28 protein-coding genes are annotated in these 24,464 nt (G+C 65.6%); 16 read left to right on the forward strand and 12 right to left on the reverse strand.

Annotated elements, in window-relative coordinates; genetic code table 11:
* Positions 1 to 163: 163 nt before the first annotated feature.
* Entirely contained in the window at positions 164 to 964 is an 801-nt protein-coding gene (locus tag F3S47_RS19480) for a hypothetical protein (protein WP_191090231.1), read from the reverse strand.
* Positions 965 to 1,499: 535 nt separating this feature from the next.
* On the opposite strand from F3S47_RS19480, the gene F3S47_RS17280 reads away from it, so the two are divergent.
* The 4 genes from F3S47_RS17280 to F3S47_RS17295 all read left to right on the forward strand — a co-directional run bounded on the left by F3S47_RS17280 (position 1,500) and on the right by F3S47_RS17295 (position 4,149).
* Complete coding sequence (locus F3S47_RS17280) at positions 1,500 to 1,682, forward strand: hypothetical protein (protein WP_150446563.1); 183 nt, start codon at positions 1,500 to 1,502, stop codon at positions 1,680 to 1,682.
* Positions 1,683 to 1,769: 87 nt separating this feature from the next.
* The gene (locus F3S47_RS17285; RefSeq protein WP_150446564.1) at positions 1,770 to 2,465 is read left to right on the forward strand and encodes a hypothetical protein; all 696 of its coding nucleotides are present in this window, start codon (positions 1,770 to 1,772) and stop codon (positions 2,463 to 2,465) included.
* 343 nt (positions 2,466 to 2,808) lie between these two features.
* Positions 2,809 to 3,441, forward strand: a complete 633-nt coding sequence (locus F3S47_RS17290) for a tyrosine-type recombinase/integrase (RefSeq protein ID WP_150446565.1) — start codon at positions 2,809 to 2,811, stop codon at positions 3,439 to 3,441.
* 219 nt (positions 3,442 to 3,660) lie between these two features.
* Positions 3,661 to 4,149 (forward strand): hypothetical protein, encoded by a 489-nt coding sequence (locus F3S47_RS17295; protein WP_150446566.1) that lies wholly within the window; start codon positions 3,661 to 3,663, stop codon positions 4,147 to 4,149.
* A gap of 225 nt (positions 4,150 to 4,374) precedes the next feature.
* Here the strand turns inward: F3S47_RS17295 and F3S47_RS17300 are convergent, their stop codons facing one another.
* Positions 4,375 to 5,301 (reverse strand): helix-turn-helix transcriptional regulator, encoded by a 927-nt coding sequence (locus tag F3S47_RS17300; RefSeq protein ID WP_150446567.1) that lies wholly within the window; start codon positions 5,299 to 5,301, stop codon positions 4,375 to 4,377.
* Positions 5,302 to 5,402: 101 nt separating this feature from the next.
* Between F3S47_RS17300 and F3S47_RS17305 the strand changes: the two genes are divergently transcribed.
* Together F3S47_RS17305 and F3S47_RS17310 are read left to right on the forward strand one after the other, a co-directional pair.
* Positions 5,403 to 6,698, forward strand: a complete 1,296-nt coding sequence (locus tag F3S47_RS17305; protein ID WP_191090232.1) for a vWA domain-containing protein — start codon at positions 5,403 to 5,405, stop codon at positions 6,696 to 6,698.
* A gap of 227 nt (positions 6,699 to 6,925) precedes the next feature.
* Entirely contained in the window at positions 6,926 to 8,566 is a 1,641-nt protein-coding gene (locus F3S47_RS17310; RefSeq protein ID WP_150446569.1) for a Calx-beta domain-containing protein, read from the forward strand.
* Between the two features lie 636 nt (positions 8,567 to 9,202).
* On the opposite strand, the gene F3S47_RS17315 is transcribed toward F3S47_RS17310, so the two are convergent.
* The 3 genes from F3S47_RS17315 to F3S47_RS17325 are packed head-to-tail and all read right to left on the reverse strand — an operon-like array spanning position 9,203 to position 10,264.
* Positions 9,203 to 9,571, reverse strand: a complete 369-nt coding sequence (locus tag F3S47_RS17315) for a cupin domain-containing protein (protein ID WP_150446570.1) — start codon at positions 9,569 to 9,571, stop codon at positions 9,203 to 9,205.
* A gap of 39 nt (positions 9,572 to 9,610) precedes the next feature.
* Entirely contained in the window at positions 9,611 to 10,012 is a 402-nt protein-coding gene (locus F3S47_RS17320; protein ID WP_150446571.1) for a group I truncated hemoglobin, read from the reverse strand.
* A 30-nt stretch (positions 10,013 to 10,042) separates the two neighbouring features.
* Entirely contained in the window at positions 10,043 to 10,264 is a 222-nt protein-coding gene (locus F3S47_RS17325; protein WP_150446572.1) for a tautomerase family protein, read from the reverse strand.
* Between the two features lie 180 nt (positions 10,265 to 10,444).
* Between F3S47_RS17325 and F3S47_RS17330 the strand changes: the two genes are divergently transcribed.
* Positions 10,445 to 11,143 carry a winged helix-turn-helix transcriptional regulator gene (locus tag F3S47_RS17330; RefSeq protein ID WP_150446573.1) on the forward strand — a complete coding sequence of 233 codons (699 nt, stop codon included), beginning with the start codon at positions 10,445 to 10,447 and terminating at the stop codon, positions 11,141 to 11,143.
* A 345-nt stretch (positions 11,144 to 11,488) separates the two neighbouring features.
* On the opposite strand, the gene F3S47_RS17335 is transcribed toward F3S47_RS17330, so the two are convergent.
* Positions 11,489 to 11,785, reverse strand: a complete 297-nt coding sequence (locus F3S47_RS17335; protein ID WP_150446574.1) for a nickel-binding protein — start codon at positions 11,783 to 11,785, stop codon at positions 11,489 to 11,491.
* Positions 11,786 to 11,953: 168 nt separating this feature from the next.
* On the opposite strand from F3S47_RS17335, the gene F3S47_RS17340 reads away from it, so the two are divergent.
* Positions 11,954 to 12,937, forward strand: a complete 984-nt coding sequence (locus F3S47_RS17340) for a GlxA family transcriptional regulator (RefSeq protein WP_191090233.1) — start codon at positions 11,954 to 11,956, stop codon at positions 12,935 to 12,937.
* A 406-nt stretch (positions 12,938 to 13,343) separates the two neighbouring features.
* Here F3S47_RS17340 and F3S47_RS17345 read toward each other — a convergent pair whose 3' ends face one another.
* The 4 genes from F3S47_RS17345 to guaD all read right to left on the reverse strand — a co-directional run bounded on the left by F3S47_RS17345 (position 13,344) and on the right by guaD (position 17,124).
* Positions 13,344 to 13,802 carry a DNA polymerase III subunit chi gene (locus tag F3S47_RS17345; RefSeq protein ID WP_150446576.1) on the reverse strand — a complete coding sequence of 153 codons (459 nt, stop codon included), beginning with the start codon at positions 13,800 to 13,802 and terminating at the stop codon, positions 13,344 to 13,346.
* Positions 13,802 to 15,271 carry a leucyl aminopeptidase gene (locus F3S47_RS17350; protein WP_150446577.1) on the reverse strand — a complete coding sequence of 490 codons (1,470 nt, stop codon included), beginning with the start codon at positions 15,269 to 15,271 and terminating at the stop codon, positions 13,802 to 13,804. Before F3S47_RS17350 ends, F3S47_RS17345 begins: the two co-directional genes overlap by 1 nt.
* Before the next feature lie 62 nt (positions 15,272 to 15,333).
* Positions 15,334 to 15,777 carry a hypothetical protein gene (locus tag F3S47_RS17355; RefSeq protein ID WP_150446578.1) on the reverse strand — a complete coding sequence of 148 codons (444 nt, stop codon included), beginning with the start codon at positions 15,775 to 15,777 and terminating at the stop codon, positions 15,334 to 15,336.
* Between the two features lie 42 nt (positions 15,778 to 15,819).
* Positions 15,820 to 17,124 carry a guanine deaminase gene (gene guaD, locus F3S47_RS17360; protein WP_150446579.1) on the reverse strand — a complete coding sequence of 435 codons (1,305 nt, stop codon included), beginning with the start codon at positions 17,122 to 17,124 and terminating at the stop codon, positions 15,820 to 15,822.
* A gap of 115 nt (positions 17,125 to 17,239) precedes the next feature.
* On the opposite strand from guaD, the gene mgtE reads away from it, so the two are divergent.
* Positions 17,240 to 18,625, forward strand: a complete 1,386-nt coding sequence (gene mgtE / locus F3S47_RS17365; RefSeq protein WP_150446580.1) for a magnesium transporter — start codon at positions 17,240 to 17,242, stop codon at positions 18,623 to 18,625.
* 70 nt (positions 18,626 to 18,695) lie between these two features.
* On the forward strand, positions 18,696 to 19,253 hold the full coding sequence (locus tag F3S47_RS17370; protein ID WP_150446581.1) for a 5-formyltetrahydrofolate cyclo-ligase: 558 nt from the start codon (positions 18,696 to 18,698) through the stop codon (positions 19,251 to 19,253).
* On the opposite strand, the gene F3S47_RS17375 is transcribed toward F3S47_RS17370, so the two are convergent.
* Positions 19,250 to 19,984 (reverse strand): GNAT family N-acetyltransferase, encoded by a 735-nt coding sequence (locus F3S47_RS17375; RefSeq protein ID WP_150446582.1) that lies wholly within the window; start codon positions 19,982 to 19,984, stop codon positions 19,250 to 19,252. The genes F3S47_RS17370 and F3S47_RS17375 overlap by 4 nt on opposite strands.
* 73 nt (positions 19,985 to 20,057) lie before the next feature.
* On the opposite strand from F3S47_RS17375, the gene msrB reads away from it, so the two are divergent.
* Positions 20,058 to 20,483 carry a peptide-methionine (R)-S-oxide reductase MsrB gene (gene msrB, locus F3S47_RS17380; protein ID WP_150446583.1) on the forward strand — a complete coding sequence of 142 codons (426 nt, stop codon included), beginning with the start codon at positions 20,058 to 20,060 and terminating at the stop codon, positions 20,481 to 20,483.
* A 4-nt stretch (positions 20,484 to 20,487) separates the two neighbouring features.
* Here msrB and F3S47_RS17385 read toward each other — a convergent pair whose 3' ends face one another.
* The gene (locus tag F3S47_RS17385; protein ID WP_150446584.1) at positions 20,488 to 20,955 is read right to left on the reverse strand and encodes an outer membrane protein assembly factor BamE; all 468 of its coding nucleotides are present in this window, start codon (positions 20,953 to 20,955) and stop codon (positions 20,488 to 20,490) included.
* An 86-nt stretch (positions 20,956 to 21,041) separates the two neighbouring features.
* Here F3S47_RS17385 and F3S47_RS17390 point away from each other — a divergent pair, with 86 nt between their 5' ends.
* From F3S47_RS17390 to ihfA, 5 genes are all read left to right on the forward strand, one after another.
* Entirely contained in the window at positions 21,042 to 21,602 is a 561-nt protein-coding gene (locus tag F3S47_RS17390) for a YceD family protein (RefSeq protein ID WP_223877868.1), read from the forward strand.
* A 160-nt stretch (positions 21,603 to 21,762) separates the two neighbouring features.
* Positions 21,763 to 21,969 carry a 50S ribosomal protein L32 gene (gene rpmF, locus F3S47_RS17395; protein WP_150446585.1) on the forward strand — a complete coding sequence of 69 codons (207 nt, stop codon included), beginning with the start codon at positions 21,763 to 21,765 and terminating at the stop codon, positions 21,967 to 21,969.
* 19 nt (positions 21,970 to 21,988) lie between these two features.
* On the forward strand, positions 21,989 to 23,107 hold the full coding sequence (gene plsX / locus F3S47_RS17400) for a phosphate acyltransferase PlsX (protein ID WP_150446586.1): 1,119 nt from the start codon (positions 21,989 to 21,991) through the stop codon (positions 23,105 to 23,107).
* Positions 23,104 to 24,072, forward strand: a complete 969-nt coding sequence (locus tag F3S47_RS17405; protein WP_150446587.1) for a beta-ketoacyl-ACP synthase III — start codon at positions 23,104 to 23,106, stop codon at positions 24,070 to 24,072. The genes plsX and F3S47_RS17405 overlap by 4 nt, the downstream gene beginning before the upstream one ends.
* 85 nt (positions 24,073 to 24,157) lie before the next feature.
* Entirely contained in the window at positions 24,158 to 24,463 is a 306-nt protein-coding gene (gene ihfA, locus F3S47_RS17410; RefSeq protein WP_150446588.1) for an integration host factor subunit alpha, read from the forward strand.
* The last annotated feature ends 1 nt before the right edge of the window (position 24,464 follow it).

A 24,464-nucleotide genomic window follows, 5' to 3' on the forward strand; every position in this document is an offset into this window, starting at 1 on the left:
CAATTCGCAGTGAGGTCTGAATAAGTTCCATCGTCTCTCTCAGCCGCAGCGAAGGATTCGCTCCAGAATTGCGTTCCGCATCGGAGCCAGCCTCGTTCTATTTCGAAGCCTTGCCGCGCACGCGCCGGACCGAGAGACTACACCGGTTCGCTCATCATTTCTTTCATTCCCCTCGTTCGTTCAGTCCGTCCATGTCCCCGAGCAGCCGGTCGATCAGTGTCCGGATGCGGGCGTCATCCGCCTCGGCTGTCGCGGCAAAGCGCTCCAGAAGAAACTTCGCTCTCGTCATGGCCTCGCCCCAGGATTGTGCAGGCCCTGCAAGTAGCGCAGCCTCGAGGCGCTCTTCCAGCTGCTTGCCATCGGAGGCAGGCTGCGCGTTTGCAGCCTTCCGGCGCAGGCCGATGACAATTCTGCTCTCGGGGCTGCGATGCCGATCGAGATCGGTGGGGCGCTCGTTCGCGTCATGCACGGCGTCGCCTTTCGTTGGTACTTGGTCCCTCGGCTTCGGGAGCAGAGGGTTAGATGCTTCCGGCTTCTCCTGCATGGGCAGTGCTACGAACCCGCCAATTTCTCGCGCGGGCTTTGCCGTAACCATACCACGGCGGGATGCGCGAAATTTGTCTTCCGCCACACCATCAGCCTGCATAACGAGGCAGATCATTGGATCGGCAAGCATCTCCTGGAGGAAGTAGTCGAAAAGCGCCTTGCCAGTCACCTTATCCTCGGCCTCCGCTCGCTCAAGCTCGATCAAGGGGACTGTCAGTGTTCGCGAACGGCCGGAACGGGATGCGCACGATTTCAGATGGACCAACACCGAAGCGATCCAATCGCCGGGATCGATCCAATCAACTGGGTCAATCAATTCCATCTTGATCAGATAGTCGCCGGCCGGCAGAACCTCGTCGAAAGTGGCGAGACGGAACGGCTTGAGTAGAGTGGCCCTGGTCTTGATAGACTTCGCCATGGCGGACTCTCCCGGGCAAAATGCGCGATCTGCCACGCCTCATCGAGAAAACTGGATCGTCTTGTCTTTCGGCCTGATCGGCGTTTCGCGGAGAGGGACCTCGGCGGTTTCCTCCGGAGGTTCGAATGCAGGTCGGCTGTCGTGAGACGCGGGTTTGAATCCGCCGTTGGGTCCAGTCGGCTGCGAAATTCTTCACCATTTCGCTGCGAAGCGAGGCACAGCCCCACCATTGAGGCCGGTCCATAGGCCCCACGTCTTCAAGTTCTCTGAGAATGTGGCTACGAGAAATAAAATTTCAACCATAAGCCCAGTGGATCTTGTAAAATTTCTCCAGAGTGGTCACGTCGTTAATGAGGTCGTTGTTTTTCGAGCCTCTGCCACCTCGGACCCGGCTCGCATGCGCGATAGCCCTCGCGCTCGCCTGACCAAAAATCAGGACGAAGTGGCTGTCGCGGCTTCGTCTCGCAAGGTCCAAAAGTCCGTACGTCTCGGGGTGACTCGGGACCGTCTCCTTTACCACAAGAGTGGGACCAGAATGACCAGCATTTCCAAGGAAAACCGACTTCGCCCGACACGCCAAGAGATGGCGCTCGCAACGACCGACCGCGTGGCGCGCAACATTCTGCGCTGCGAAGCCGAGGCTCGTAAGGATCTGACGGCGCGACTGAAGGCCAGCCGGATCAACAAGGAGGTGCAGGAGCGCCGAACGGCGGGTTGACTTAGCGACCGTCCACTCTCTCCGCACCGACGAACACGCAGAAAAAAAGAGCGCTACGGCAATGATAGCGAATTCAAGGGACAATAAATGAGATCAAATAGCCTCAGGGCTCGCGCCGCTCGCGGTCAGGACATCTTTGCTTCCACGCAAGAACGGAAGAAAGCTGCCCCTGAGAGAGTGGCGGCCTCCTCCATCAAGGTTGGTGCCCATGGCCGCTACCAGATCAAGTCGGGTCGCCTAAGCGGCGAATATGTCGCCCGTGCCTTTCCGAAGCCTCCTGCAAGGGCGCAGGGTCTAATCGCGGAGGCCTATGGAGCGACCGAACAGGCCGCGATCGAGGCGCTTCACTCGGCGCTCGACGATCGGGAATCGTCTCGGACCGCGGACCGGCGCATGGACGCTCATAGTGGAGGAGTGATCCCGAGCGCGGCCGAATACGCCGAGGCGATCCGCCAGATCGAGCTCTCGAAGCCGCAATGTGCACTTCTCGACGCCCTCGCCCTTGCCAAGGAGGACGGACTGACCGAGGTCCGGATGGCGCGCGCCGCAGGGTACAAGTCGCGCGCCTCGGTCAAGAGATCGTTCGCCAGCGTAGGAATCATGATCGGTGAGTTCCTGTCGATCGATCAAGTCGCGGGCATGAACCCCGAGGACCTCGACGGTATCTCTCTCGTCGGCTATCGCGGAAGTGCAGACTCCGAGAATGCGTCTGCACCATGGATACTTCACCTGGAACTGCGCGAAGCGCTGCAAACTGCTTGGCTGTCACAACTCGACCGCTGACGACGCAGTCCCGATATTTGCACAGTTGAGCAAGCTTCATACTCAGAGCGACCCCAAGAATTTGAACCAGGCTGTTTAGAGACGAACGGCCGCTTGGAGATCGCTGCGGTGCGGCGGCTGCCCCCTCGTTTGAGCCCGGTTAATGCCGTTCACGTCGAACCGGACCATGTTGCAAGCGCGAAGCAGGCTGTCATCAACGCGGTCAGTACAGGCTCGAAGCGGTCATGCGGCAGCGCGGCACGCTCCAGCTGCGGAATCGTCGGGCGGCACAGCAGGTTTGCTATGCTCGGCCGTCGGCATGGTGCCGAAGATGTGGCGGGCGTGGTGGATCGGAGGAACCACCATGCCGACCGCAAACCTGCCAGCCATCCGCGCTTGCCGCACCGCTTGGAATAAGGGCCGCATCGTCGGCCAGAAGCGTCCGCTCGAACCGCAGCATGTATGGGCGATCCGGGTGCGCCTCGAGATCGCACAGCAGACTCGCGAGCTGGCGCTCTTTAATCTCGCCATCGACAGCAAGTTGCGTGGATGCGACCTGGTGAAGCTGAAGGTCGCCGACGTCTTTGCGGCCGGACAGGTCAAGCGCCGCGCCTCGATCATCCAGAGCAAGACCCGGAGGCCGGTCAGCTTCGAGATCACCGAAGGGACTCGAAAAGCCGTCGCGGCTTGGCTCGAAGCTCCGCTGATGATCGGGTCTGAGCACCTCTGGCCCGGGCGCTTTCACGAACGCCGACATATCTCCACACGGCAATATGCCCGCCTCGTGCGGGACTGGGTGACTTCGATCGGTCTGGAGCCAAGCGCCTATGGCACTCACTCCATGAGGCGAACCAAGGTGGCGCAGATATATCGCAAGACTGGAAACCTCCGCGCCGTGCAGCTCCTGCTCGGCCATACGAAGATGGATAGCACGGTGCGCTACCTCGGCGTCGAGCTCGAAGATGCGCTCGCCATCGCTGAAGCGGTGGAACTCTGAGAAGTCGGGCCGGTCAGTAGCGGCTGGCCCAAAACCCCCGCCCATATAGTCTCGCGCTTGCGTCATCAGCGGTCGTGCCGCAAAGGCCAAAGCCGTCGGCTGCCGGCATGACTGGCAAGACGAACAACATGATCGTGCATTTCATCGCACAGGCATAGCATTCCTGAAAATTCCAGCTTTTCTACCGTCACGCCTTGGCACGCCCTCCGGTCACGATAGGTGAGCATCGTGCTTCAGCCGCGTGCCCCGGGTCAGGATAAAAGTGCCAGATTGAGACTGAAATTAACTGTTCCGTCGGGCCTCCGCGGAAAAACCGAACTGTTGGAGGCGCTGGATGCCGCGGATGGTAGCGAGGCTGCTAAGGGCCTACTGCGCCCGATCATCGAGATCGCGACCCGCGCGCTGTCCTTCAGTGTTCAGCAGGAGGTTTTTGACAACTTCGACCGGTACGCGATGGACACAACCCTGCCTCAGCAGGCGCTTGGAGGTGTTCGCATCGAGCTTGAACTGCCAGAGTTGGATCTCGCCGTTGCGCGCGGGGACCTCATCGATATTGCCATAGAAGGGTCTGAGTGGATCTGGCAGACGGCGTCGGACGGGGAGGCCGCAGCTGTCTTCGAAGTCATCTGCGACATTCTCGAAGAGGGCCTCTCCCCAAAGGAACAGCAAGCGCTGCTCGACGCCAATCTTTCTGACTTGGCGGGCTGACCCACGATTTGCGCAAAGGCGCGGCATGCACTCGGTACAATAGTCTTGGACCGAAACGGCCCATAGCCGCCATTTGGCGGTTCGCGTTCATCCCGCCATAAACTTCCCGAAGCGGCCATTCGCTGAGACGTGCAGCATCGGTCAGATGACGACGGCCCCCTCCGCGGAAAAGGTGTGAGTTCGCTGGAATTGTACAGAATGAAGTTTTGCCGACCGTCATGAGCATCAACGCTCCAGAAACGCCAATGCGGTCAGTTGGCTACGACGCTTCGCACCCGTTCGTTGCAATACCGCTTCGCAATGCCGACGCGCGGTGTTGTAGCTGATGCCCAGTTCATCGGCAATTTCGCGCGTCGACATTCCCTCGAGCATGCATCGGGTTGCCTGGGTCTGCCGGGCCGTCAGAGCAAACTGCTGGGCCAGGCGGGTCGCTTGCGTCTTACTGTCGGGTCCCGCGACTGTGAGATAGCTTGGCATTGGCTCGGGCAGCGGTATTTGGAGACGTGCATGACTGTCGGCACCAGTCTCTTCGTCGTCGAGAGTCGCATCGAGATCGCTGTCCGCAATTGCCCGTCTCAGGCGCGCCAGATTGCGCCCCTTTCGGTCCAGTGTCTCGAAGCCGTGTGCGAACGCGGGCAGCAATAGATTTAGGATGCTCTTGGCCCGCCCGTCTGCGAGGGGCGGAGCATCGGCAGTATCGTAGCCGAAGGCGAATATTGCTTCGCCCACGGCGAGACGCGTGGTCATGCCGATGATGTGATTCATGCCGGCCGGGGCAAAACCCTCGCGGTGGTAGGCTGCGCTTTCGATCCTTTTGCGCGTTGCGAAGGCGCGCTCGTGATACACGCCGGTTCCAAGTTGGCGGCGCGTGTGATTGATCCGGTCCAGGTCGGGATCGAGGCTGCGCAGGTTACCCTCGCGATCGACGCCAGCGGCATGTTTCAAGTAGTATTCCGCGATTTGCGGTCCCGCGCGCCAGGTGACGATCAGTGGGGCGCCGGCGTCGATCCAAGCGCCCATGGCGGCGTCCGCCCGGACCAATTCCGCCGCCTCCGACAACATCTTCTCGATGCGCTCCGGGTCGAGGCTGGCCGTCAAAAAGCCCGCCTGTAGCGCGCTGATGCGGCGTGCGAGATCACCGTCCAACTCCATGTCAGCTTATGGTAAATCATCATCAAGATAGTGCAACTGCACCATTAGGTCCGCCAGGAACTTCCCTATCCTGTTCTCAACTGGGACAGGAAGGAGCCTCCATGACTACTCGCGCTGGAGCCGCCGCCGGAGTGCTGATCGCCAGCCTCGCCACATCGACTGCCGCCGATGGAATCGGCGCTACAATGCTGATCCTCGACGGTTCGGGGAGCATGTGGGGCCAGATAGAAGATCAGACCAAGATCGAGATCGCGCGCGAGTCCGTGGGACGGATGTTGGCCGATTGGCCCGAAGACCGGGACGTGGGGCTCATGGCCTATGGCCACCGTAGCGAGGGCGACTGCGACGATATCGAAACGCTAATGGCGCCCGGTCCGCTGGATATTCGGGCGGCTGAAGCGGAAATGGCGGACGTGTCACCACGCGGCAAGACGCCGATCGGCGCCTCGGTCCGAACAGCGGCAGAGGCGGTCGGGCCCGGCGGCTCTGTGATCGTCGTGACGGACGGGCTGGAGAACTGTGGGGCGGATCTGTGCGAGTTAGGCGTTGATCTTGCCGATGATGGGGCTGGGCTGACCGCCCATGTCATCGGGTTCGACGTGGCGGATACGGACGGCCAGCTTGCCTGTCTCGCCGAGACAACCGGCGGGCGCTTTCTGCCAGCCTCGGATGCGGCATCACTCAGCGGAGCCTTACAGGAGGTCAGCGCCCCGGTGCCGAGCGAGCCGCTCTTCGTGGATGAGTTCGAGCGCGACAATCTGGGCGACGACTGGACCGTCGATCACCCCAACCCGTCAGGGTTCATCCTTGATGACGGCGCCCTGATCACTATGACGGTTCAGCCCGGCTACATGGGCGATGCCGCGGATCAGCCGAATATCTTTCGCTGGACCGAGGCCACCTTCCCCGAGGGAGATTGGGATATCAGTGCCGACTTTACGTCGCGGATGGGCGAGGTGCAGTCGCTCGGCGGCCGCAGAGCCATCGTCCAGGTCGGACGCTACCGAGACGTGGACAATCATATCAGTGTCTATGTCTTTCGTCAGGGCAACTCGAACGACGATCTCTGGCTGCGCCTGCGTGCCGTTTCGGGCGGAACCGAGACCCGTGCCGAGGTGGAGATTGCCGGCGATATACGTGGCTACGATCTGGCGCAGATCCTGCGCGACTTCGAGGAGAAAGGCGCGCGGCTGACCATCTCTAAGCGCGGGCGCGACTATGTCGGCCGCTTGGAGATGGATGGCTGGACCATGCAGGAGGGTGGCCCCGAAGTTATCGAAACCGATCCTATTCAGGTGCTGCGCACCAGCGGCGATCCGGCGCTCTTCGCAGGCACGCTGGGGTCCGAGCAAACAGTCGCCGAGTTCGATCGCATAGAGATCACCGGGGTAGATTGATGCACTTCATTGAAGGGCTCGCCGCCCATTGCGGCCGGTGCCCGAGCCGTCGGCCGGAGGGCAGCAACCAGGCGCGCTCTGCCTCATAGGCGCGATTGCGTGGTGCTGGATGCGGGCGGGCCGGGCGGCCCCATTGCCGGTTACGGCCCCCGGCCGCACGGTTTCGGTCGGGTCGATCTGGAAATTCCGTCCCCGGCAGCCGTGTATCGAGTAGAAAGGACCGCAGTATGATCCGCTTTCTCCCACTTCTTGCAGCCCTTGTCCCTATTACCGTCTCCGCCCAAACCCTCACGATGGAGGCCGTGGGAACCGAGGCCCGCGAAGGTGTTTTGCCCAGTATCGAATTGCTGATCCGGCTCGACGCGCCGGCCGATCATGTACTGCTGGTGGAGGTGAGCCTGAGCGGGGTGGATGCCAGCGCCGGCACCGATTTCACGCCCTCTTTGATCCCCGTCACCTTCCAGCCAGGTGAGGTGGTCAAGACTGCACGCGTCAACATCGTCGACGATGCTGAGGACGAGGTGCAGCGCGAGACGCTCGTGGCCACCGTTCAATCCGTCACACCGCTGGATACGACCAACCCACCGGTCGTCGTCAACGCCGCGCCGGCGATCCCGCTGACGATCCTCGACAACGACAATTATTTCAGTGTCGAGGCGCAACCCGGCCCGGAAGGCGGCGCCGTCATCCTGACGATTACACAAAGGCACGACAGTGATCGCCGCGAGGTCGTCTTCGCCGCCCCTGGCGCGGGCAGCGCCACGCCTGGGGCGGACTTCGAGCCATGGCAAAAGGTCGCCGCCCTCGCGCCCGGAACCACCGAGACGACCGTGGCCATCGGTCTCATGCCCGATGCCGAACCCGAAGGCGACGAGACCTTCCCCGTCGAGATGACGCATTACGGTCCCGGCACCACCATCTTCGATCCTGTCCGCGCCACCGCCACGATCATCGACGAGACTGAGCCCGAGGTACCGGTGCGTATCGAATACATCGAAGGCACGGCCACGGTCAGTTACATGGATTTCACCCGCACCGATCGCTTCAGTCATCCCCCGATGGGCGCCACGCTGATCCGGCACCTGGGCGGGACACGGATGACCCTGGCCCAGGACAACGGCGCAAACCTGGAGCTGCGCCGCTCCTGCATGGAGGGCATCGACTTCGACGGCATCGCCTCTGGCATCCCCGGCCTGTCGGCAGAGGATATCGGCGCGGGCAATCGTGTCGGATGGTATGGTGACTTCACCGTGGAGGGTATCGCGTTCGATTATGCCATGTTCGAGCAGCCGGACGGCAACTATTTCGGTTGGGGCCGGCAGAGGGGTGACGTGGATGGTGCCAAGATACTGACGCTGCACGGTTACCGGGTCACGTTGCTGGAACCGCAGCCGGACGTGCCGCGCCTGCCCGTGGACGACGCCGGGTCACAGTTACCGCCCGAGGCCGTCACCGATGCTGTCGCCCGCCAAGTCGCGGCCGATCTCGGGATGACGGCTGATGAAGTGCGCCCCTTTCTCTCATCCAATACGGCTCCCGACATGACGACCGGTGATGGCGAGAGCTCCCGCCCCGTGGATGTCACTGTGCTGCTTGATCCCGAGGGCCGGCCCTTGCGCGCCGACCGCGCCGCTCCTGGGCCGTGCGATCCGGGCTATGGCGAAGCCTCCCCGGCGACGAAACGCCTTCGCTATCGTTTCGGCACCGCCGGGGACGGGATATATGCCCAAGGCGTAATTCAGGACGTGGAAACAGGCGTTTTCGAAGAAGCATACATGGAGGATCTGGGCGATATGTCCGGCAGTCTCGACAACGCGGCGGAACGTGCCCACCAAGGCCTTGACCCTGCACTCAAGGCTCCGGATTAAACTGGCGAGTCAACGTTTTAGCCCGATGCCAAGCCAGTCCCCGGTAGCAGGCTCGAAAGGCGCAGTCTGGCTTCTTTGGTAATCTGGAGGACGGTCCTCCTTGGACAGTCGAATCCGCGGGTGCCCGAAGTTTGCGTGGGCAGACGATCGACTTCGACCTGCGCGATGTGCAGTGCTGACCCCTGGATCACACGTGGTGCCTGATCACCACGATAGGCGCGCAGCTATGGACCGTCGACCAGATGATTTGGCTCTGGCGTGAACATCATCGAGCGGAGGCCCGATGAGAGACCAGAACAGAATTCTCATCGCGGACGGATGTGGCCGGCCAGGCGGTCGCGGAGCCCCTCACACGTCGTCTCTATGGAGGCTCCGTGGGACACTTGCCCGATCTTGTCTCGCGATCTGGTGTGTCGCGTCGATGGTGAAGTGGCGCGGTCCCTCGTCGCGGCGCCCATCGCAAAGCATTCTGAGCCGCGCGTCCCAAGTGTTTTTTGGACCCCAGTAGCGACAGTAAACTCTCTTCCCCTGGTCTTAGGTGTCGATGGCCAGCTGAAGAGCAGCCCCTCCGGTTGCCGTGTGCCGGCCCCGGACCGCAGCAAGGCAGCTTTCATGCGCGGCCCGGGGGTCGTAGCACTATCGGGCGTGATCGTGCGCGGCCTCGAAGAGGATCAACTCGACAGGCTCCTCGCCTGCGACATAGGCATCGTGACCAGGCGGAATCTCGAAGAAGTCGCCCCTTGTGATCGCCGTCTCCTCATCGCTTTCCACCATGCGCACCATCAGTCTGCCCGAGAGGCAGTAACCTGTGTGGTGCATCGGGCATGTGTCGGGGGAGCCGAGAAGCGGCTTTTCGTCCGCCTCCCAGGTCCACCCGGGCTCGAAGACCGCGTGCATGCCGGTGGACCCCTGGCCGGTCCTGACAATGTCGATGCCGCCGCGCGCCTTCATGTCGAGGCGGTCATCGGGGGTTTCGAAGCGGTGTGTTTCGATCTGGGCTGTCATGAATTGTCTGCCTTTCCGCGGTCGGACGCTTTCGACCGCTCAAACATGAATGATCTCGGGTTTCAGAGACCGAGGGATCTCCCTCACCTCGGCGCAGGTCGCTGGCCCGTATCCCAAGGTCGTCATCGTTCGCAGGATGTCGTCCGCGGCCGCGTCGTATTCCGCCCCGCCGATCTCCATGCCGCGATGGGCCTCGGTCATGCTTCGCCCGGAATAGGCGTCGGGCCCGCCGCTGCCGGCGGCGAAGAAATCGCAGGTATGCTGCTTGATCTCCTCGACCCGATCCGGCCGGTCGGCGTAGGGCTGAAAGCGGTGGCCGATCAGAGGGTTGTCCATATGGGCCGCGACCGCCCCGTCGACGATCCGGCGGATACCTGCGGCCCCGCCGAGACGTTCGTAGAGGGTCACGGTGTCCAGGTCTTTTGCGAGTGTCTGGGCCATGATGTCTCCTCCCATATCCCCTAAAGAGTCTCAGGCGTGCTCGGCGCGCGCGCCTCGAACGTCCGCGGCAGTCATCGGCCTTCCGCCGATGGCCCAATCGCCACTGGCAACCTCCCGCACTCGGACCCAGGTGACGCCGCGCAGGGCTTCGCCCTCCACCGCAACTATGGCTTCGGTCACCTCTCGGATCATTCGCTGTTTTTCCTCGTCATCGAAGGCGCCTTCGATGAGTTCGATGTCGACCAAGGGCATGATCTCCTCCTTTGGGCAGGGTGCCACGTGCCGGACCATCCCGGCACGGGGAGGAGACTGACAGCCGGAGACATCGCCGGGCCAGTTCACGAAGTGAATCCGCCCGGTTCACTATCTGAACTGGCCTCGCTCGGGGCCGGTATGAGACCCTGACGTCGTATCCGAACCGGGAGACGCGCCATGACCAATGCAAGCTACCAACAGTTCTGCCCCGTCGCGATGGCAGCGGAGGTCCTCTGCACCCGGTGGACGGTCGTGCTTCTGCGGGAGCTCGTCGCCGGATCGACCCGTTTCAACGAATTGCGGCGCGGGGTCCCGCGCATGTCACCAGCCCTGCTCTCCAAGCGCCTGAGGGAGCTGGAGGCGGCTGGCGTCGTGGAGCGGGAACGGTTGGCGGATCGACCGGAGGTCGCTGCCTACCGCCTGACTCCGGCCGGGCGCGACCTTCAGCCGGTGATCGAGGCCATCGGCATCTGGGGACAGAAGTGGGTGGAGACCGAGCCCTCGCTGGAGAACCTCGATCCCGAGCTCCTCATGTGGGACATGCGCCGCAACCTCGACACGCGGCCTGTTCCGAGCCGGCGCGTGGTGATCGAATTCATCTATCCCGAACTCCCCCGATCCCAGCGCAAGTGGTGGCTGATCGTGGAGCCCGACCGGACCGTGGACCTCTGCCATGTCGATCCCGGCTTCGACGTCGACCTCTACGCGACCGTGGATCTCAGAACCATGACGGAGATCTGGATGGGGCTGCGTTCCGTCGCTGACGCCGTCGACCGCGACGCGCTGCTGCTCGTGGGTTCCCGCGAGCTGACACGCTCAATGCAGACCTGGCTGGGCCTGAGCCCCTTCGCGCGGCAGGAGAAGCTGGCGAGCTGATCATGGAGTTTCATCGTTGAATGAGCCGCGGCACCTTGGCTCTGCCAAAACTTGTCTTCGGAAGGCTGCGTGTCCAACCAAGATCTCCCGTGCTACTGCCTTAGTCCATCGTCGGCGCACAGTCGCCGTTCGCGGTCATGTCGTTGCCGCAGCGCAGGTTCGCTGATGCGGCCTTTCGCGGCGGTTGCAGAAGGTGAGGTCTGTGTCCGTTGCGAATGCGACAAGAGTGGTCAATCGAAAGTGCAAGCCGCGTGCCCGAGGTTTTGTCGCATCATGCTTGCCGCGCCGCTGTCCCGGGAGAACCAGTTCTGAATTCCCCCGCAGGAACATGCGGGGGAATTGTTACTACACCGCCATGACCGGCTCGGGATCGTCCCTCTTGACGGCGGTGCCCCGGGCCAAGCGAATGTCCTCGCTGGGGGCGCCGATGCGCCGCCCATGTTCACGGATGGCCTCGCGGTCGCTGGCCTCATAGATGCAGACCGACCCGATGCGGCCGTCCTCCTCGGTAACCGCGTAGCTGCGAATCCAGCGCAGCCGATCCTTCATGTCCTCGCCGACCCGAAGCGATTTCTCGTTGGTCGCCGCGAGTTCGTCTTCGTTGGACCAGATGCCATGACGGCGGATGATGTAGAGATCCATCTTTTCCTCCTTTGGTTCGCGTTCATGACCGAAGAGTGAACCCGGATCGGTCGAAATGGCACCGGGCGATACGGACAGAAAGCAGGGGGCATCGCGCAGAATGCGCCTGGCGAGGGTGAAACCTGCGCGCCGAAATGGCACCATGCGGTCATGACAGAGGAAACCGACATGCGGGACGTCGCGGTCGTTCTTGTCAACGAAGGCTATGCATCCACGGCCGTCGGCCCGATCGAGGTCTTCTCGGCCGCGGGCACGATGTGGAACGAGATGTGCGGCACTGACCCCGAGCCGCGCTTCCGTGTCATGACTGCATCCATTGACGGCGCACCGGTGCGAAGCGCGTATGGCCTGAACATCACGCCCGACTGCGCCATCGCGGAGCTCGGATCGGTCGACCTGGTCATGGTCTCGGCCTCGGGCCCACTGCCGGACGACTGGATGGCGCGCCATGCGGCAATCCCGCCCTGGCTGGCGGAACGTTATCGAAACGGTACGCGGATCGCCGGGGTCTGTTCCGGCGTCGCGTTCCTGGCCGAGGCCCGACTGCTCGATGGTCGCAGGGCCACGACACATTGGGGCGTGGCCGATGGCTTCCGGCGGCGCTACCCCGCTGTCGACTGGCAGCCGGACCTGCTCATCACCGAGGATGCGGGCCTTTATTGCAGCGGCGGCGTCAACGCCGCCAGCGACCTGAGCCTGCATCTCGTCGAGCGTCTTTGCGGTCGCGACCTGGCGATCGAGTGCTCTAAGGCGCTGCTGCTCGACATGCCGCGACCGAGCCAGTCCGGCTATGCTCTGCTACCGTTGGCGCGGCCGCACGACGACGAAGCGGTTCGTGGGGCGGAGCATCACCTCAGCAGACATTACGGACGGGACGTCCCCGTAGACGAACTTGCGGACCTCGCAGGTATGAGCCGACGCAACCTCGTGCGGCGGTTCAACGAGGCCACGGGCCATATGCCGGGTGTCTACCAGCAGATGCTGCGCGTCGCCGCCGCGCGGAAAATGCTTGAGGACGGCGCGCCCTCGATCGAGCAGGTCGGGATTTCCGTGGGATACGAGGATGTCGCCTTCTTTCGCCGCGTCTTCAAGCGCCACAGCGGCATCACGCCGTCCGCCTATCGCGACCAGTTTCGTCAGCGCCGGGGATGAACCCTTCGTCGGGGCCGAGCCTTGGAACCGGTCATCATGTCGCGACCGTTCCCCTGATCTCAACGAACTCGCCGGGAATGTAGTAGCTTTCCTCTTCTTGTATGTATTCGGCGCTCGAGGCGAGGAACTGGTTCCTCACCTCCTTACGGGCGCCATCGCTGAATCTCCTGGCGGCAAGCGCGACCGGCCCCCCGAGGAGAACAGCGCCTACGACGTCTTCTTCCGAGGCTCAACCGACCGCGCTTCGCACTCGCAGCGAATGACGGCTGTCCGCCCTTTACGTCGGACGCCTATGCAGATGCAGCGTGAATTGAACAACCGCAGCGAACGGCAGAAAGGTCCCACACAACCGACACTTGGGCACAGACAAGTCGAACGTCGTGCTGCAAACATCTAGTAATCCCCCCTAGCGCTCCGCCTTCTTCTCCCAACGGCCGCTTTCCTGGCTCCAGTACTGGGCCGAGCAGCCGGCGGCGGTGAGGCGGGCCCATTGGCCTCGGGCGACCTGGACGGCGCCCTCGTCGCCGCCGTCGAAGAGGATGCAGACGCGCTCCAACCCCTGGACCTCCTCGGCCGAGACCTCGGCCCCCTCGACGGCCATGACGCAGGTCGGGTCGTTCTTCGCCCCCTCGCCCATGGTCAGCAGGACCGGCTGGCGGGCGTCGTGGGGGCCGCCGGAGAGGCCGTGGGGCAGGAAGCCCTCCTCGGGCCAGAGCCAGAGGCGGGCGTCGAGCCTCTCCATCTCCTCGCGGCTCTGGCCGCGCACCTCGCAGCGCCAGCCCGCGGCCAGCGCCTTGTCCAGCAGGACCGGGAGCGTCCGGTCCAGCGGGTCGCGGGTGAGGTGATAAAAGTAGGCCGCCCCCATCACGCCCCTTCGTAGCGGTCGGCGATCAGCCGGTTTAGCGCCAGCACGCCCCAGCCGGTCGCACCCGCCGCCGAAAGCGGCGTCTCGCTGTCGAGCGAGGCGACACCGGCGATGTCGAGGTGGATCCAGGGGGTCTCGTCCTTGACGAAGCGCTGCAGGAACTGCGCGGCGGTGATCGAGCCCGCCCAGCGCCCGCCGGTGTTCTTCATGTCGGCCACGCGGCTCTTGAGGAGCTTGTCGTAGGCCTTGCCGAGCGGCATCCGCCAGGCGCCCTCGCCCTCGGTCTCGGCGGCCTTGAGAAAGGCCCCGGCCAGCGCCTCGTCGTTGGAGAAGACGCCCGCGCGCTCGTGGCCGAGTGCCACCAGCATGGCGCCTGTGAGCGTGGCGAGATCGACGACGCCGGAGGGCGAGAAGGTCTCCTGCGCGTACCAGAGGACGTCGGCCAGCAGCAGGCGGCCCTCGGCGTCGGTGTTGATGACCTCGATGGTGTCGCCCTTCATCGAGCGGATCACGTCACCGGGGCGGTAGGCGGTGCCCGAGGGCATGTTCTCGACGAGGCCGACGAGGCCGACCACGTTGGCCTTCGCCTTGCGGAGTGCCAGCGCGCGCATGGTCCCGGCCACGGTCCCCGCGCCGCCCATGTCCATGGTCATCGCCTCCATGCCCGCGGCGGGCTTGAGCGAGATGCCCCCGGTGTCGAAGACCACGCCCTTGCCGACGAGGGCGAAGGGCGGTTCGTCCCCGCCGCCCTTCCACTCCATCACGACCACCTTGGTGGGGCTCGAGGAGCCCTGCCCCACGGCGAGCAGCGCGCCCATGCCGAGTTTCTCCAGGTCCTCTTCCTCGAGGATCGTCACCTCGAGCCCCAGCTCCTGCATGGCGGCGAGGCGGGCCGCGAAATCCTCGGTCGTGAGCACGTTGGAGGGCTCGTTCACGAGATCGCGTGTGAAGAAGATGCCCTCGGCCAGGGCGGCGGCCTCGGAGGCGCTGCGGGCGAGGTCCTCGGGCCGGGTCGCCATGACGGTGACCGGCGCGACCTCGTCCTTGTCACCGGTGCGGTGGGCGTCGAAGCGGTAGCCCTTGAGCACGAGGCCGAAGGCGAGATCGCTCGCCGCGCGGTGGGCGCCGGCCATGAGCAGGAGCGGATCGCTGCCCGTCATCTTGGCGAGCGTGCCGCCTGCCGCGCGGGCGGTGGCGGTGTCGGGCTTCTTCGACAGCTTCAGCACCAGTATGCCGCGCGCCGCGATACCGCCCGGCCAGCCGATCTCCAGCGCGGACCCCTCGTCGAGCTTGTCCCAGGCGGGGCTGGCGACGGCGCGGGCGATGGCCTTCTTCGCCCGGCTGTTGATGCCGCGCGCGGCCGGGTCGAGCTTGCCCTCGGGCTCCACCACCACGGCGATCCGTCCCTCCCACGAGGCGGCCTCGTCCATGTCGGTCTCGGTAAAGCGCAGGGGGGCGGGGGCAGGCATCGGCGGCTCCTTCGGTCAGTGGTCGCGCCGGTGGTAGCGCGAGGGTCCGGGGATGACCAGCGTCACCCCCGCGACCGCCCGGCGAACAGCCCGACCAGCAGCAGGGCCAGCGCCGTGGCGGCGTAGAGCCAGAAGCCCAGGCCGATGAAATCCATCACCTCTCCGCTGCCGCCGGGGACCTGTCCGAGAAGTTCGGTCATCCGTTCGCGCACCGAGGAGACGAACCAGCCGATGGCGGCGAGCGGCAGTGCTCCCGCGAGGGTCGCCATGATGCGGTTCAGCCCGCCGAGGTTCGCGAGAGCCGAGAGAACGGCCACGGGGAAGGAGGCGATGAAGACCCAGACGCCCCAGCCGGTGTCCGTGCCGAGCCCGTCGATGATGTCGCCGGCATTGTCGCGCACCGCCTCCCAGAGCGTCGCCTCGAACAGGAGCGGAATGTCGAGCCAGGGCAGGAAGGCGCTGCCGACGATGGCGGCGGAGAGGAGCGCTGCGATCAGGCCGTTCATGAAAGATGTCCTCGGTTTGGTGTCTTCGGTCTCTTGGTCCGGTCAGGGGTCCGGGGCGCCCTGCACCTCGAGGCCGCCGACCCAGGTCGCGGCGACCGCGCGGTCGTCGCCCATCATCAGTGTCGGAAACACCTGCTCCCAGATGTCCTCGGCCCGGCCGGACCGCTGGGCGATGGCGGGGGTCGAGGCGAGGTCGAGCACCACGATATCGGCCTCGGCGCCCGGGCCGAGGTGGCCGACGGTACCCTGCAGGTGCAGGCTGCGGGCCGAGCCCTCGGTCGCGAGCCAGAGCAGTTCGGCGGGGTGTAGGGGGCGGCCGCGAAGCTGGCCGATCTCGTAGGCGGCGGCCATTGTCCGGAGCATCGAGAAGGAAGAGCCGCCGCCGGTGTCGGTGGCGAGCCCCACGTTGATGCCCTGCCGGGTCAGCCCCTCCATGTCGAAGAGCCCGGAGCCGATGAAGGTGTTGGAGGTCGGGCAGTGCACCACCGCCGCGCCGGTCTCGGCCAGCCGGGCGCGCTCGCGCTCCGTCAGGTGGATGGCGTGGCCGTAGAGGCCGCGTTCGCCCAGCAGGCCGTGCGCCTCGTAGGTGTCGAGGTAGTCGCGCGCCTCGGGGTAGAGGGTGGAGACCCAGGCCACCTCGTCGGTCTGCTCGGAAAGGTGCGTCTGCATCAGGCAGTCGGGGTGCTCGGCCCAGAGAGCGCCCAGCGCCTCCAACTGTTCGGGCGTCGAGGTGGGCGAGAAGCGCGGCGTGATCGCATAGGTCGCCCTGCCCCGTCCGTGCCACTTGGCAATGAGGGCGGCGCTGTCGTCGTAGGCCGATTGCGCCGTGTCGCGCAGGGACTCGGGGGCGTTGCGGTCCATGCAGGTCTTGCCCGCGACCACGCGCATCCCCCGGGCCGAGGCGGCCTCGAAGAAGATGTCGGCGGAATGCAGGTGGATAGTGCAGAAGCTCGCGACCGTCGTGGTGCCGTGGGCCAGCGCGAGGTCGAGTGTGAGGTCGGCGACCTCGGCGGCATAGGCCGGATTCTCGAGCCGGATCTCCTCGGGAAAGGTGTATCCCTCGAGCCAGTCGATCAGGCGCTTCCCCCAGGAGGCGACGATGCCGGTCTGGGGGTAGTGCATGTGCGCGTCGACGAAGCCCGCGGTGATGAGCCGCTCGCCGTAGTCGTGCACCCGCGCCTCGGGATTCGCGGCGCGAAGGTCGTCGGCCTCGCCCACCGCCTCGATCCGTCCGTCGGAGATCAGGACCGCCCCGCGGCGGATGTGACGGGCCACGGACTCCCAGCCCTCGGCGAAGGGGTCGCCGTGGAACGATAGGGTCTGGCCGAGAAGGAGATCGCCGGTCATGACGGCCAAGTTAGGCGGGGCCGAAGTCGAGGTAAACGGCGCAAAAATCCCGGTCGGGGCGGCTTGTGGCCGCGGCGCCCCGGCCTATGGTTTGGGCCGGTCAGGAAGGGATCCCATGGAAGCCGAGGAAATCCACGAACCGGACGAGGGCAGCGACGCCTATGCCCTGAAGCCAGAGCTCTTTGCCGAGCTGCGGGCGGCACTCGAAGCCGGCGATGCGGAGACCATCGACCGGCTGATGGAGCCGTTGCACGCCGCCGACATCGCCGACCTCCTGGAGCAGATCGAGCCCTGGGAGCGCCGCGAGCTGATCGAGCTCTGGCACGGCGGGCTCGACGGCGAGATCCTCAGCGAGATCGAGGACAACACCCGGGAAGAGATCCTGGGCTACCTCTCGCCCGAGCAGCTGACGCTGGCGGTCCGCGAGCTGGAATCGGACGACGTCGTCGACCTCGTCGAGTACCTCGACGACAAGCAGCAGGAGGCGGTGCTCGACTACCTCGAGCCGCTCGACCGGGTCGCGGTCGAAACCGCCCTCTCCTACCCCGAGGAATCCGCCGGCCGCCTGATGCAGGTGGAGACGGTGCGCGCGCCCCAGCACTGGTCGGTGGGCGAGATGATCGACTTCCTGCGCGCCCATCCGGAGAACCTGCCCGAGCAGTTCTACCACGTCATCCTCGTGGACCCGCGGATGAAGCCCGTGGGCAACGTCACGCTGGGCCGGATCATGTCCTCGAAGCGCAGCGTGAAGCTCTGGGACATCAAGGAGGACATCTTCGTCACCATCCCCGCCACACAGGACGAGGGCGAGGTGGCCTATGCCTTCAACCAGTACCACCTGATCTCGGCGCCTGTCGTGGACGAGGACGGGCGGCTCGTGGGGGTCGTGACCATCGATGACGCGATGATCGTACTGTCGGAGGAGAACGAGGAGGACCTTCTGCTGCTCGCCGGCGTGGGCGAGAACACGGTGTCGGACAAGGTTTCCGCCACCGTCCGGCGGCGCCTGCCCTGGCTGGCGGTGAACCTCGTGACGGCAATCCTCGCCTCGCTCGTCATCGCCATCTTCGAGGAGGCGATCGCGGGCTACGTGGCGCTCGCCGTGCTCATGCCGATCGTCGCCTCCATGGGCGGCAACGCGGGCACCCAGTCGCTGACCGTCGCGGTGCGGGCCATCGCGACCAAGGACCTGACCGGGTCGAACGTGCTCAGGGTGATCCGACGCGAGACCATGGTGGGCCTCATCAACGGGGCGGCCTTCGCCATAGTCATGGGGATCGTGGGGATCGTCTGGTTCGGCTCGCCGATGCTGGGCGTGGTGATCGCCATCGCCATGGTCATCAACCTCGTGGTCGCGGGGCTCGCGGGCACCGTGATCCCGGTCGCGCTGGAGAAGATGGGCGTGGACCCGGCGCTCGCCTCGGGCACCTTCGTGACCACGGTGACGGACGTCGTCGGCTTCTTCGCATTTCTGGGCATCGGCGCCGCGGTTCTGTTGTAAACGCCGGATGCGACTCCGTAGTGTCGCGACGGAAACGGCACGAATCGTGCCCGGCGTGCATTGGACTGGCATGACACCGCTCGACGACGCCAAGGCGCTGGCCCGGAAATCGGCCTACGGTCGCCGGAAAACGGCTCACGAGGCCGGCGCCGGCCCGGGACCTCACCTGTCCAGTATCCTGGCCGAGCATCGCGGCGTGCCGCTGGCGGGCTACATGCCGATCCGCACCGAGATCGACGTCCTGCCCGCCATGACCGAAGCGGCGGCGCACGGCCCCGTGGGCGTGCCGGTGATCGTGGGCCAGGGCTTGCCGCTGATGTTCCACGAGTGGACCCCGGGCTGCCAGATGATGGACGGCCCCTTCGGCGCCTGCATCCCGGTCACGGCCCTGCCCATGGTGCCGCAGGTCGTCATCGTGCCGCTGGTGGCCTTCGACCGCCGCGGCGGCCGGCTGGGCTACGGCGGCGGCTTCTACGACCGCACGTTGGAACGCCTGCGGTCCGCGGGACCCTGCCTCGCGATTGGCTACGCCTATTCCGCGCAGGAAGACGACGCCCTGCCGCTGGAAGAGACCGACCAGCCGCTCGACATGATCGTGACCGAGACCGAGGTCATCGACCTGCGCTAGCCTGCGAGCGCCCTCAACGCCCGTGCCCGACCCTCCGGAACCGCGCTGATCTCGAGGCCGGTGAAGACGTGGAGCGTGTTCATCTCCCGGTCCACGACGGCGTGATCGGAGACCCATCCTCCCATGGCGAGGTAGCTCTTGAGCAGCGGCGGCATCCGTCTCAACCCCTCCCGCCGGTCGGGCGCGCGGCGCAGGCGCTCGGCGAAGCGGAAGACGTCCGCCGCCTTGACTCGCGGCAGCCAGCGCTTGGGCGCGAGGTGGTGGGCGGCGAGCATCCCGAAGGCGTCGAGGTAGGCCTCCGCCTCGGTTCCGCGGAACGACGAGCAGCCGAAGAGCATCTCGATCCCGTTCTCGTCGACGAAGCGGGTCATCGCCCCCCAGGCGACACGCAGGACGTCGGCATCGCGCACCTCCGGGTGTATGCAGAAGCGGCCCATCTCCACCATCGGCCCGTCGAAGGCCTCCAGCGGGTCGAGCCGGTAGTACTGCGCCGAGTAGCTGCGCCCGATCTCGGCGCCGGAGTTCAGGACCAGCAGGCGAAAGGTGCAGACGAGCCGCCCGCTCCCGGCCTCCTCGACCAGGACATGCCGGCACAGCGCGTCGAAACGGTCGGCGTCGAGACCCTCGCCCCCCTGGAAGCACAGGTGACGCAAGCGCTGCGCGGCGCGCAGGTCGGCCTCCGTTTCCGCAAAGCGGGCGGAGAGGCGTCCGCTCGTCACAGCCTCTTGCATCGCGGCCTCCTTTGCCGTGGCGCGATCCTTCCTAGATAGGGATCAACGGCATAGAAAGGATAGCGGTTCAGATATGGCCAAGACCATCGATATTCCGACCGATCACGTCGAGAAATCCGACGCCGAGTGGCGCGAGCAACTCTCGCCCGAGGCCTACAAGGTGACGCGCAAGCACGGGACCGAGCGGGCGGGCACCCATGACGACTTTCCCAAGGAGCCCGGCGTGTTCGCCTGCACCTGCTGCGGCGCGCCGCTCTTCGACCAGGAGCACAAGTTCGAAAGCGGGACCGGCTGGCCCTCTTTCTGGCAGCCCGTCGACGGGGTCGAGAGCCGGATCGTGGGCGAGAAGGAAGACCGGTCGCTCTTCATGCGGCGCACCGAGGTGCACTGCAACCGCTGCGAGGCGCACCTGGGCCACGTCTTCCCTGACGGGCCGCAACCCACCGGCCTGCGCTACTGCATCAACGGTGTCGCGCTCAACTTTCAGCCCGAGGGCTAGAACCTCACTCGTCCCCGCCGAAGAGCTGTTCGGCCGAGACGTTGCCGATGTTGCCGAGCAGCTGGCGCAGGAAGGTCGTGTCGCGCAGACCGTCGTCGGTGATGCGGCGGGTCAGGACCACGGCACGGCCGTCCTCGAGCCCGTATCGCTCGATGTTGCGCAGAACGCCGGAGGGGTCGAAATCCATCGCCACGATCTGGCGCTCGATCTCCTCCGGCTCGAACGGACCGACGCGGCGGAAGCGGCTCTCGACGTAGTAGAAGGCGCCCTCGCCCAGCACGCCGGATGTCGTCGGCTGACCGATGGTGGTGGTGATGGTCTCTCGGGTGTCGACGCCGGGCTGCAGGGCCTGCAATTCCTCGGGCGACGGGACGAAGCCGTGATTGCGGTAGAGCGGCGAACAGGCGGCGGTCGCGAGCGCCGTGCCCAGAACGATGGCGGCGAGCACGCTGCGTCCGCGTTTGGTCCCCATGCCGTCTCCCTCGCGGCCCTTGTGCCGCCCTTGCCCACGATTTAGGCCGATTACATCGAAAAAGACCAAGATGACAAGGAGTCTCCGTGTCCAGTGACCTGCCCAGCGAGACCCTTCGTCTCGCCGACCTCGCCGCCCGCGACGTGACCGAGCGGGTGCTGGAGCCCGATGCGGCCGGTCGCGCCGCCCTCGCGGCCGAGCTCGGGATCGAGGGGATCCGCAAGTTCCGCTTCGCCGTGACCCTTACGCCGCGGGGCAAGGCGGACTGGTCGCTCGACGCCGATCTCGGGGCCACCGTTGTGCAGGCCTGCGTGGTCACGCTCGATCCCGTCACGACGCGGATCGACGAGCGCATCTCGCGGCGCTTTCTCGCCGACTGGTCCGAACCGGAGGGCGGGACCGAGATCGAGATGCCCGACGACGAGACCGCCGAGCCCCTGCCCGCGACGCTCGATCTCTACGAGGTCGCGCTCGAGGCCCTGGCCCTGGCGCTGCCGCCCTACCCCCGCGCGGACGGGGTCGAGATGGACGAGGCCGTCTTCGCCGAACCGGGCACCGAGCCGCTGCGCGACGAGGACCTCAAGCCCTTCGCCGGGCTCAAGGACCTCAAGGACCGGCTCGGAGGCGGCGGAGACGAGGAAAAATAGGGACTCTCCCCTTGCGAACGCGACGAAAGGCTGTATTTTCCGCGCTCCTGCGAATGACCGCTCGACAGGGCGCGCCTGTGGCGTTAGACGCCCCGCAGCGAACCTGATGCGAAACGAAGACCGGGTGCCGGAAACGCGCCCAGAACCCAGAGGTTGAGACATGGCTGTCCCTCAGAACAAGGTGTCCAAGGCCCGCCGCAACTGGCGCCGGTCGCACCACGCCCTGTCGGGCTCGAACCCGAACGAATGCGACAACTGCGGCGAGCTGAAGCGCCCGCACCACGTCTGCCCGTCCTGCGGCCATTACGCGGACCGTGAAGTCGTGGCGATGGTCGACGAGGTCGAGCTGGACGACGACGCGGCCTGATCGGCCGCGTTCGCACGACATGAACCGGACCGGCACGGGCAGCACCGCCCCCTCGTCTGATGCGGGGGGCGTTGTCATTTCCGTCGACGCGATGGGGGGTGACAGTGGACCCGCCACCGTGGTGGCCGGGCTCGCGAAGTTCCTGGGCAAGACGCCCGGGGCCCGCGTCATCCTCCACGGCAGTGCCGAGGTCCTGACGCCGCTCGTCGCCAAGAAGAAGATCGAGAAGCGCGTCACCGTGCGTGACGCGGCCGATGTCGTCGCGATGACCGACAAGCCGTCGCACGTCATGCGCCACGGCAAGGCCACCTCCATGTGGTCGGCGATCGATTCCGTCCGCGAGGGCGAGGCGCAGGTCTGCGTCTCCTGCGGCAACACCGGCGCGCTGATGGCCGTCTCGATGGTCCGGCTGCGCAAGGCCGAGGGCGTGAACCGCCCCGCCATCGCCTGCCTCTGGCCCTCCCGCAATCCTTCCGGGTTCAACCTGATGCTCGACGTCGGCGCCGATATCCGCGCCGACCAGGACGATCTGCTGACCTACGCGCTGATGGGTGCCTCCTACGCCCGCAACGGCCTCGGGATCGAGCGTCCGCGCATCGGCCTGCTCAACGTGGGCGTCGAGGATCACAAGGGCCGCGCCGAGCTGAAGGTCGCCCATGACCTTATCGCCCGCGCCGCGCCGGTCGCCGATTTCGACTACGTTGGCTTCGTCGAGGGCGGCGACATTCCCTCGTCCCGCGTCGACGTGATCGTCACCGATGGTTTTACCGGCAATGTCGCGCTCAAGACCGGAGAGGGCACCGCCTCTCTCATCTCGGAACTTCTGCGTGAAGCGTTCCGCAAGACGCCCCTCAGCCGTGTCGCCGCGCTGCTGGCCCTCACCTCGATGAATCGCCTGAGAAAGCGCATCGATCCGCGCCGGGTGAACGGCGGCGTCTTCCTCGGGCTCAACGGTACGGTCGTGAAGAGCCACGGCTCCGCCGACGCCACGGGAGTTGCAGCGGCCCTCAAACTGGCCTATCGCCTCGCGAAATCCGGGTTCTCGGACAAGCTTGCAGCGCGCGTGGCCTCCGTCGGCGTGCTGCCGCCCGCCCCCGGACAATCAGAGGCCGAGCGGATCGAGGACGAGGCAACGTGAGACGGGCCGTCATCAGAGGGGTCGGGCATTACCTGCCGGATCGCGTGGTACCCAACTCCGAATTCGAGAAGACGCTGGAGACCTCCGACGAGTGGATCCGCTCGCGCTCCGGCATCGAGCGCCGCCACTTCGCCGCCGAGGGAGAGACGACCTCGACTCTCGCGACCGAGGCCGGGCGCAGCGCGCTGGCGATGGCCGGGCTCGGTGGCTCCGACCTGGACGCAATCGTCCTGGCGACCTCCACCGCCGACCTCACATTCCCCTCCGCCGCGACCATGGTGCAGGACGCGCTCGGCATGACCCAGGGCTTCGCCTTCGACGTCCAGGCGGTCTGCGCGGGCTTCGTCTACGCGCTCTCCAACGCCAACGCGATGATCCTCTCCGGCCAGGCCGAGCGGGTGCTCGTCATCGGGTCGGAGACCTTCAGCCGGATCATGGACTGGACCGACCGCTCGACCTGCGTGCTCTTCGGCGACGGCGCGGGCGCGGTGGTCCTGGAGGCGGCCGAGGGCGACGGGACGTCCGCCGACCGCGGCATCCTCGCCACCGATCTGCACTCCGACGGGCGCTTCCGCGACCTGCTCTACGTCGACGGCGGCGTCTCCACCGGCTCCTCCGGCGTGCTGCGCATGCAGGGCAAGGAGGTCTTCCGCCACGCGGTCGAGAAACTGGCGGCGACGGCGGATGCGGCGCTCGCCAAGGCCGGCCTCACGCCGGACGATATCGACTGGGTCGTGCCCCACCAGGCCAACATCCGGATCATCCAGTCCACGGCGAAGAAGCTCGGCGTTCCGATGGACAAGGTGGTCGTCACCGTCCAGGACCACGGCAACACCTCGGCCGCCTCGATCCCCCTCGCCCTGTCCGTCGGCGTCGAGCGCGGACAGATCAAGCCGGGCGACGTCGTCGTGACCGAGGCCATCGGCGGCGGCCTCGCCTGGGGCTCCGTCGTCCTGCGCTGGTAGTCGCCGGGGACCGCTCCCGGGCTCCCGAAGAGTTGACTTTCTTGAAGACCCCCCTCTAAGGTTTCGTAAAAACAGGGGGATGGAGATGTCCGACAAGACGCTGACGCGGATGGACCTCGCCGAAGCGGTCCATGCCGAGGTGGGCCTCAGCCGCAACGACTCGGCCCAGCTCGTCGAGAGCGTCCTCTCCCATGTCTCGGATGCGCTGGTGCGTGGCGAGACGGTGAAGATCAGCTCCTTCGGCACGTTTTCCGTCCGCGAGAAGGCGGCCCGAGTCGGCCGCAACCCGAAGACCGGCGAAGAGGTGCCCATTCACCCGCGCCGGGTGCTTACCTTCCGTCCCTCCCACCTGATGAAGGACCGGGTCGCCGCAGGCAACCGCGGCAACTGAC

This window comes from Histidinibacterium aquaticum (genome assembly GCF_008710275.1).
GTDB classification, from domain to species: Bacteria; Pseudomonadota; Alphaproteobacteria; order Rhodobacterales; family Rhodobacteraceae; genus Oceanicola; species Oceanicola aquaticus.

Coding starts and splice junctions, on each gene's coding strand:
- F3S47_RS19480 (WP_191090231.1), bottom strand. CDS start 964: ATGGCGAAGTCTATCAAGACCAGGGCCACTCTACTCAAGCCGTTCCGT.
- F3S47_RS17280 (WP_150446563.1), top strand. CDS start 1,500: ATGACCAGCATTTCCAAGGAAAACCGACTTCGCCCGACACGCCAAGAG.
- F3S47_RS17285 (WP_150446564.1), top strand. CDS start 1,770: ATGAGATCAAATAGCCTCAGGGCTCGCGCCGCTCGCGGTCAGGACATC.
- F3S47_RS17290 (WP_150446565.1), top strand. CDS start 2,809: ATGCCGACCGCAAACCTGCCAGCCATCCGCGCTTGCCGCACCGCTTGG.
- F3S47_RS17300 (WP_150446567.1), bottom strand. CDS start 5,301: ATGGAGTTGGACGGTGATCTCGCACGCCGCATCAGCGCGCTACAGGCG.
- F3S47_RS17305 (WP_191090232.1), top strand. CDS start 5,403: ATGACTACTCGCGCTGGAGCCGCCGCCGGAGTGCTGATCGCCAGCCTC.
- F3S47_RS17310 (WP_150446569.1), top strand. CDS start 6,926: ATGATCCGCTTTCTCCCACTTCTTGCAGCCCTTGTCCCTATTACCGTC.
- F3S47_RS17315 (WP_150446570.1), bottom strand. CDS start 9,571: ATGACAGCCCAGATCGAAACACACCGCTTCGAAACCCCCGATGACCGC.
- F3S47_RS17320 (WP_150446571.1), bottom strand. CDS start 10,012: ATGGCCCAGACACTCGCAAAAGACCTGGACACCGTGACCCTCTACGAA.
- F3S47_RS17325 (WP_150446572.1), bottom strand. CDS start 10,264: ATGCCCTTGGTCGACATCGAACTCATCGAAGGCGCCTTCGATGACGAG.
- F3S47_RS17330 (WP_150446573.1), top strand. CDS start 10,445: ATGACCAATGCAAGCTACCAACAGTTCTGCCCCGTCGCGATGGCAGCG.
- F3S47_RS17335 (WP_150446574.1), bottom strand. CDS start 11,785: ATGGATCTCTACATCATCCGCCGTCATGGCATCTGGTCCAACGAAGAC.
- F3S47_RS17340 (WP_191090233.1), top strand. CDS start 11,954: ATGCGGGACGTCGCGGTCGTTCTTGTCAACGAAGGCTATGCATCCACG.
- F3S47_RS17345 (WP_150446576.1), bottom strand. CDS start 13,802: ATGGGGGCGGCCTACTTTTATCACCTCACCCGCGACCCGCTGGACCGG.
- F3S47_RS17350 (WP_150446577.1), bottom strand. CDS start 15,271: ATGCCTGCCCCCGCCCCCCTGCGCTTTACCGAGACCGACATGGACGAG.
- F3S47_RS17355 (WP_150446578.1), bottom strand. CDS start 15,777: ATGAACGGCCTGATCGCAGCGCTCCTCTCCGCCGCCATCGTCGGCAGC.
- guaD (WP_150446579.1), bottom strand. CDS start 17,124: ATGACCGGCGATCTCCTTCTCGGCCAGACCCTATCGTTCCACGGCGAC.
- mgtE (WP_150446580.1), top strand. CDS start 17,240: ATGGAAGCCGAGGAAATCCACGAACCGGACGAGGGCAGCGACGCCTAT.
- F3S47_RS17370 (WP_150446581.1), top strand. CDS start 18,696: ATGACACCGCTCGACGACGCCAAGGCGCTGGCCCGGAAATCGGCCTAC.
- F3S47_RS17375 (WP_150446582.1), bottom strand. CDS start 19,984: ATGCAAGAGGCTGTGACGAGCGGACGCCTCTCCGCCCGCTTTGCGGAA.
- msrB (WP_150446583.1), top strand. CDS start 20,058: ATGGCCAAGACCATCGATATTCCGACCGATCACGTCGAGAAATCCGAC.
- F3S47_RS17385 (WP_150446584.1), bottom strand. CDS start 20,955: ATGGGGACCAAACGCGGACGCAGCGTGCTCGCCGCCATCGTTCTGGGC.
- rpmF (WP_150446585.1), top strand. CDS start 21,763: ATGGCTGTCCCTCAGAACAAGGTGTCCAAGGCCCGCCGCAACTGGCGC.
- plsX (WP_150446586.1), top strand. CDS start 21,989: ATGAACCGGACCGGCACGGGCAGCACCGCCCCCTCGTCTGATGCGGGG.
- ihfA (WP_150446588.1), top strand. CDS start 24,158: ATGTCCGACAAGACGCTGACGCGGATGGACCTCGCCGAAGCGGTCCAT.